Genomic DNA, 6,909 nt, shown 5'->3' with positions numbered 1-6,909 from the left:
GCTCCCATCGACTGGGCCATGCGCTCGGCGGTGGCCAGCGCGGCGGAGGTCATGATGTCGAGGTTGCCGGCGTAGGCCGGCAGGTAGTGGGCGGCGCCTTCGACTTCGAGGAACACCGAGGTCTTCAGGCCGGAGAATTTGCCGTGGCCGGGGATGTTCAGGTCGCGCACGTCGTCGAACTGCACCTTCTGCTTGAGGCGGTAGCCGGGCACGTAGGCCTGCACGGCGGCGGCCATCTCCTCGATGCTCGCCTCGACCTTGGCCTGATCGACGGCCTCGGACAGCACATAGACGGTGTCGCGCATGATCAGCGGCGGCTCGGCCGGGTTCATGATGATGATCGCCTTGCCCTTGGCCGCGCCGCCGATCACTTCGATGGCCTTGCTGGTGGTCTCGGTGAATTCGTCGATATTGGCGCGGGTGCCGGGACCGGCGGACTTGCTGGCAATCGAGGCGATGATTTCCGCGTAATGCACCTTGGCCACCCGCGAAACGGCCGCCACCATCGGAATGGTCGCCTGCCCGCCGCAGGTCACCATGTTCACGTTCAGCGCTTGCAGGTGCTGCTCCAGGTTGACCACCGGCACGCAATACGGACCGATTGCGGCCGGGGTCAGGTCGATCAGGCGAAGACCGGGCTTGTGGCCCCGCAGGAAGGCGTCGTTCTTCACGTGAGCGCCGGCTGAGGTGGCATCGAAGACGAAGTCGATCTCGTTGAAGATCGGCAGGTGGGTCAGGCCCTCGACGCCTTCGTGGGTGGTGGCGACGCCCATTCGTGATGCGCGGGCCAGACCGTCGGAGGCCGGGTCGATACCGACCATGGCGGCCATTTCCAGGTGCTGCGCGTTGCGCAGGATCTTGATCATCAGGTCGGTGCCGATGTTGCCGGAACCGATGATGGCGACTTTGCGTTTGCTCATGAATTCCTCTCTCGTCACTCGGCGCTAAAGGTCACGCCAACGCGGCCCAGGCCGTCGATTTCGGCTTCGAAACGGTCACCCGCGGCCACTGCCACCATCGGCCCGAGGGCACCGGTGAGGATGAGGTCGCCGGCGCGCAGCGGTTCGCCCAGGCGCGCCATGGTGCGCGCCAGCCAGACCGCCGCGTTGAGCGGGTGGCCGAGGCATTCGGCGCCACTGCCGCTGGAGACGTCCTCGCCGTTGCGGGTCATGCGCATGGCGGCCAGGCGTAGATCGAGGCCATCGATGCGCCGGGCTGGGCCACCGAGCACGAAGCAGCCGCTGGAGGCGTTGTCGGCGACGGTGTCGGCGAAGCGGATGTTCCAGCCGGCGACGCGGCTGCCGACGATCTCCAGCGCCGGCAGCACCCAGCCGATGGCAGCCATGACCTCGGCGAAGGTGCTGTCTTCGCGCGGCAGGTCGCGGTCGAGGATCAGCGCGATCTCGGCTTCGATCTTCGGCTGCAGCACGCGGTCGACGGGCACGCTTTCGTTGTCGCCGTAGGCCATGTCGGCGAACAGGGTGCCGAAGTCCGGTTGGCCGACGCCCAGTTGCGTCTGCACCTTGGGGTTGGTCAGGCCGATCTTGCGGCCGACCACGCGGCGTCCGGCGGCGATGCCGTGGGCGACGTTGAGGCGCTGGATGGCGTAGGCCGCCGCGCCGTTGTCGGCGCCGATGGCGTCACGCAGCGGGGCGATCGCCTCGCCCTGCGCTTCAGCGCGGCGCAGGTCGGCGGCCAGGCGTTCGAGGGTGTCTTGGGTGACGGTCATGCGCTTTTCCTCAAGGTTGCCTGTTGGGGCCGTGAGTCCGCCAGGGCAGGGGGCCAGCCGATCTGCCGGCGCAACTCTGCGACGGCCGTCTCCAGTTCTTCGCCGCGCACCAGGGCGAAGGCGAATTTGTCGGGGCGAACGATAGCCACCGCATTGTGTCCGCCGCCGGCGCGTTTGAACCACTTGAGCAGCTCATCACCGACCTCTTCGACCTCGATCAGATTGGCTGGCGTATGGCGCTGAACATTGATGCCTTGTGGACGGCCGCCAAACGGGAACAGCGAGAGGTAGCGCACCCCCTGGGTGTCGAGGAAGGCGCGTGATTCCTCGCCGAGGAACTGCTGGGGATCCGTGCCCAGGCCGATCAAGGCGTACTCATCGCCCAGCAGGGTATCGAGCAGCACACGCCTGCCCTTGAAGGTTCGCACCTGGGGTTGCGGCATCAGCTTCCCTTCGACCGAGCGGCGGCCGCGTCGCGGCAGACCGAGGTAGCTGTCCGGCTTGTAGGTCGGCGTAGGTTTGAAGCCCCCTTCACGAATCCACCTGCCGACCACCGGTGTGGCCTGGAGCAATCTGGCCAAGACATTGCGCAGGGTGCTGAGGATGGGGTTGGACATCGACACGAAGTCCTTCATCTGCACTGAGATGTCGATCATCGCCTTGGCATGGTGGTAGCGCTCGCTGCCGTAGGTATCTAGCAGGACCTCTGCTGCGCGCCCCTTGAGCACTGCATCGAGTTTCCAGGCCAGGTTATAGGCGTCGCGAACACCCGAGCTCATGCCTTGGCCCATGAACTGCGGAGTCATGTGGGCGGCGTCGCCAGCCAGCAGCACCCGGCCCTTGCGCCATTGCTGCGCGACCAGGGCGTTGAAGGTGTAGACCAGGCGACGCTTGACCTCGAATTTGTTCGGGTCGACGTAGCGGCTGACGAGTTTGCGCACGGTGGCCGGGTCTTCCATGTATTCCTTGGTCTGCCCGGGCATGAGCATGAATTCGAAGCGGTGGAAGCGACCTGGCTGCGGGCAGCTCACTGTCGGGCATTCAGGGTCACAAATGAAATTGAAGTAGGGCATATGGCGCAGGGCGTCTTCGCCTTCCTTCAGCTCCAGGTCCACGACCAGCCAAGGTTCGGGGAAGTTCTTGCCGTCCATCTTGATGCCCAGCGCCTCGCGCACTGTGCTGCGTCCGCCATCGGCGCCCACCAGGTAGCGCGTGCGGATGCTCTGCGGGTCCGGGGCAACGTCGTGTTCGCCGCGCGCGTCGCTGCCGTCGCCGAAGCGGAAGGTCCGCGTGGCCTGGTGGGTCAGCGTCACCCAGTCGGCGTTCTGCTCGAACGACACCAGTTCGCGGCCGCGCCGCACCTGCACCCCGGGGTAGCGCTGGAGCAGGTCGGTGAGGCGGGTTTCCAGCCAGGGTTGGTACAGGAAGTTGATCACCGGCCAGCCGAAGGAGCGCTTCAACTGCCAGTACCGACCCAGCACCTTGCCGTCGGCGAACGTCCACTGGGCCGGCGTGTCGACCTGCATGTCCACCGCGAGGTCGTCTGCAACGCCGGCTGCTTGCATGACGCGCATGCATTCGTCGTCGGTGTAAACCGCACGGGCATTGCCGTAGAACGTTGGTTCGCGTTCCAGGACGATGACCGAAAGGCCGCGTTTGCCCAATAGATGGGCGAGGGTGGCGCCCGTCGGGCCAAGCCCGGCGATCACGACATCGACGGTTTCGACGTGGAAATTCTTGTTGTTGTCCATTTCCAGCGCGTCTCCCTAGAGGGGTGAGTATTCAGGGCTGAGAAGGGAACGCAGGGCCCGGCCCAGGTTGCCCAGATTGGTGCAGAGCTTGTTCCGGACGCTCTGCCTTGGCGGCTTGTGTCCCCACAGGCTGATGCCGCGGTAGCTCGCCGGTTGCCAGGTAGCTTCGTCGACCTCAAGAGCGTTCCAGCCGACTTCGAGTTCGAACCCTGACGGGCTGAGCACGTAGAAGGACTGCTCCCGATCATTCGGGTGCTCGCCGATCTCGTGTGCCATCTCGAAACCCAGTGCACGGCAGCGCAGGAAGGTATCCGTGAGTTCGCCGACCGAGGTGGTCAACAGGTTGAAGTGCTGTACGCGGGTGCGAATCGGATCGATGGGTAGATCCTTCACCCGTGCGATGGCGATCGAGTGATGTCGCGGGTTGACCCGGAAGAAATCGATGTCCAGGGTTACGCCGGACAATCGTTCGACGATGTGGTCGCTGTGCCGGGCGTCGAAGATTTCCTGCCAGAAGCGCCGCATCTGTTCGGGCTTGCGTGAGGTGATGGCCATATGGCCCATGCCCATTTCACCGGTAACGAAGCCGCTGCTGAGCATTTGCAAAGGGGATGACGTGGTCAGCGGCTCGACGAACAGCTCGACCGCCAGGCGCTTGGGCCCCATGACCTGCCAGAAGCCGCGAACCCCTCTTTCCTGTGCCTGCTCGGCTGTGCCGGGAGTCGCTTGAACACCCAGCGCCTTCAGGCGTTGCAGCACCACCTCGAGGGTTGCCGAATCGCGTAGGTGCCAGCCTACGGTGACGAGGTCCTCGGCGCTTCCGCGCTTGACGATGATTCGTCGCTGGAATTCATCCATGCGATAGGCCAGCAGATCGGCATCGGCCTGGGCTTCGTGAAGGCCGATTCCATCCCGGAGGAAGACTTGCCAGCGATCCAGCCGATTCGACTCGATGACCACATAGCCCATGCTGCTTGCACCGAAAATATCCTGAGTCATGTCCGTCTTCCTCCGCTCAGGGCCTGGGCGTATTTGCCGCCAGGAACGCGGTGGTGAAGGCGTTGAACTCATCGGCGCGTTCCCACTGCACCCAGTGTCCGGTCTTGCTGAACAGGTGCAGGTCGCAATTGGGCATCCGCTCGAGCAGCGTGCGGCCGCCGCTGGGGCGGTTGACCAGGTCGTCCACCCCCCAGAGCACGAGGGTCGGAACCTGGCAGGCCGGCAGGCGCGGATCCCGGGTGAAGTCCATGCGCAGTGCCGCGCGAAGGTTTTTCGGACCGCGCAGCGGTGGGGCCTTGATGACCTCCGGATCGATGCTGGACTGGTAGCGCTCCTCGATCATCGCGTCCGAGACACGGCTGCCGTCATAGACGAGATAGTCGCGAATGAATCGAGTGATTTTTTCGCGCGAGGGACCGTTGTCCTTGTAGTAGTTGAGCAGCAGCTTGAGCCCGGGCGTGGGCAGGCCGCGCGTGGTGTTCACGCCGCCGGGGCCCATCAGCACCAGGGCTGAGACGCGACTCGGGGCATCCAGCGCCATGCGTAGCGCGCAGGCGCCGCCAAGCGAATTGCCGACCACGTGGGTGCTGCGGATGCCCAGTACGTCGAGCAGTCCGAGCATGGCGCCGGCGAGGTCGCCAAAGGGGTCGCTGCGGTCCACGCCCTTGGTGGACTTGCCGTAGCCGGGCATGTCCACCACCAGCACGCGAAAGTGCTCGGCCAGCGCGTCCATGTTGCGCGAATAGTTGGAAATACCCGACGCGCCCGGGCCTCCGCCATGGAGCATCAGGAGCGGGTGACCGGCTCCCTTTTCAGTAAGGAAGATCTGCCGGCCACCGACGGTGACGGTGCGCGACCTCGACGGGGCGATAGGTTCGTTCAAGTTCACTGCATTGCTCCTGTTGTTCTTATGACTGAGCGGTATAGTCGCCAAATGAGTGGTCAATGACGACTCCAAAATCCTATCACTGTCTCCATATGAACACTAGTGTTCATATGGAGAGCGAGCAACTCCCGGCAGCGGTGATAGTTCGCTGTTTACCGCTCTGTCGATTGCCGTCTGAGTTCAGCGCACGCCTTCATTGCGCAAGGCGGCAGGGGTGTAGTCCGCGGCGCTTGTCTTGAGGCCGAATTCGACCGGGGATTTCTCTTCGTTGGTCAACCCGGAAACCAGATAGCGCCCGTTGACCAGGTCATAGAGCGCCTCCACGCCCAGCCATGGAATCTGTCTGTCGTAGAGCGGGGTCATCGAGCTTTCGCCCACGCGCCACAGGGTGCCGCGACCGTCGTAGTGGTCGATCAACATCGCTTGCCAGGTGTCTTCGTCGACGAAGAGCGTCCGCTTGGCGTAGATGTGGCGTTCGCCCGGCTTGAGGGTGGCTTCCACCACCCAGACGCGATGTTTCTCGTAGCGCATCAGGTCCTGGTTGAGGTGGCCGACTTTCAGGAGATCGCTGTACTTGTGGGTGGGCGATTCCAGCTCGAAGTTGTTGTAGGGGACGTAGATTTCCTGCTTGCCGACGAGCTTCCAGTCATACCGATCCGGGGCACCGTTGATCATGTCCAGGTCGTCTGCGACGCGCTGTCCATCGGAAGCCGGGTAGGGGCCGTCATAGGCGATTTGTGGAGCGCGCCGTACGCGGCGCTGGCCGGCGTTGTAGATCCAGGCCATGCGCGGTTCCTTGACCTGGTCGAGTGTCTCGTGGACCAGCACGACGTCGCCGGCCAAGCGTGCCGGAGCGGTCACCAGTTGCTTGTAATAGAAGAGCACGTTGCTCTCCTGGCTCGATTCGAAGTCCGATAGTTGGTCACGGAAGGTGAACTGCTGCTTGAAATACACGGGGGTGTACTCGCCACTGGCGGTGGGCGTGGCTTGGACGTGGGTGCGCTGCATGCTGCCACCGCGATAGCGGGTTATGTGATTCCAGAGCACCTCCAGGCCGTTGTGCGGAATGGGAAACGGAATGGCGGTCTGGAAGTTCTGCAGGCCGTTGCCGTCAGCCACCAGGCTGGTGTGCCTGGCGTTGCTGGCGATGGCCTTGAATACGGCCTCGGGGTAAGTGGCCGTGCGGTGCGATGGGTAGACGTTCATGCGGTAATCCGGATAGCGCTTGAACATCGCCTGCTGTCCGGGCGTCAGGTTTTTCGCGTACTGCGCCACGTTTTGCGGTGTGATGGTGAAGAGTGGCTTTTCCGCGGCGAAGGGATCGCTCAGGCGGCCGTTCTCGCCGCGTTGGCCAGCACTGCTCGGGAGGCCGCCGGTCCAGGCGGGGATGCTGCCATCGGCGTTGCCGGCCTTCTCCGCGCCCATGGGCGTCAGGCTGGTACTCAATTTGGCCGCTTCCGATTCCGGTACGGCGGCATGGGCGAGGATGGTTGTCGACAGGGCTGCGCCCAAGAGGGCAGTGCGCAAGGGGAATCTGCTCATTG

General features: G+C 64.0%; 6 protein-coding genes. All 6 read right to left on the bottom strand.

Annotated features, from left to right (window positions below; translation table 11 throughout):
* Positions 1-920, bottom strand: a 920-nt coding sequence (locus BLQ74_RS26455; RefSeq protein ID WP_090268448.1) for an acetaldehyde dehydrogenase (acetylating), incomplete at its 3' end; no start/stop codon positions are given.
* A 14-nt stretch (positions 921-934) separates the two neighbouring features.
* Positions 935-1,729, bottom strand: coding sequence for a 2-keto-4-pentenoate hydratase (mhpD, locus tag BLQ74_RS26450; protein ID WP_090268445.1), 795 nt, complete (start codon positions 1,727-1,729; stop codon positions 935-937).
* Positions 1,726-3,480, bottom strand: a complete 1,755-nt coding sequence (gene mhpA, locus BLQ74_RS26445) for a bifunctional 3-(3-hydroxy-phenyl)propionate/3-hydroxycinnamic acid hydroxylase MhpA (protein WP_090268443.1) — start codon at positions 3,478-3,480, stop codon at positions 1,726-1,728. The genes mhpD and mhpA overlap by 4 nt, the downstream gene beginning before the upstream one ends.
* Before the next feature lie 15 nt (positions 3,481-3,495).
* The gene (locus BLQ74_RS26440) at positions 3,496-4,479 is read right to left on the bottom strand and encodes a VOC family protein (RefSeq protein WP_090268441.1); all 984 of its coding nucleotides are present in this window, start codon (positions 4,477-4,479) and stop codon (positions 3,496-3,498) included.
* Between the two features lie 16 nt (positions 4,480-4,495).
* A complete protein-coding gene (locus tag BLQ74_RS26435) occupies positions 4,496-5,368 on the bottom strand; it encodes an alpha/beta fold hydrolase (RefSeq protein ID WP_244507279.1) in 873 nt (290 codons plus the stop codon).
* A 177-nt stretch (positions 5,369-5,545) separates the two neighbouring features.
* The gene (locus BLQ74_RS26430; protein ID WP_090268437.1) at positions 5,546-6,907 is read right to left on the bottom strand and encodes a DUF1329 domain-containing protein; all 1,362 of its coding nucleotides are present in this window, start codon (positions 6,905-6,907) and stop codon (positions 5,546-5,548) included.
* Positions 6,908-6,909 lie beyond the last annotated feature (2 nt).

Source organism: Pseudomonas panipatensis (assembly GCF_900099785.1).
In the GTDB taxonomy this organism is placed as follows: Bacteria; Pseudomonadota; Gammaproteobacteria; order Pseudomonadales; family Pseudomonadaceae; genus Pseudomonas; species Pseudomonas panipatensis.
The sequence above is the reverse complement of the archived record's forward strand: the minus strand, read 5'-3'. Positions and strand labels throughout refer to the sequence as shown.

Coding starts and splice junctions, on each gene's coding strand:
- mhpA (WP_090268443.1), bottom strand. CDS start 3,480: ATGGACAACAACAAGAATTTCCACGTCGAAACCGTCGATGTCGTGATC.
- BLQ74_RS26430 (WP_090268437.1), bottom strand. CDS start 6,907: ATGAGCAGATTCCCCTTGCGCACTGCCCTCTTGGGCGCAGCCCTGTCG.
- mhpD (WP_090268445.1), bottom strand. CDS start 1,729: ATGACCGTCACCCAAGACACCCTCGAACGCCTGGCCGCCGACCTGCGC.
- BLQ74_RS26440 (WP_090268441.1), bottom strand. CDS start 4,479: ATGACTCAGGATATTTTCGGTGCAAGCAGCATGGGCTATGTGGTCATC.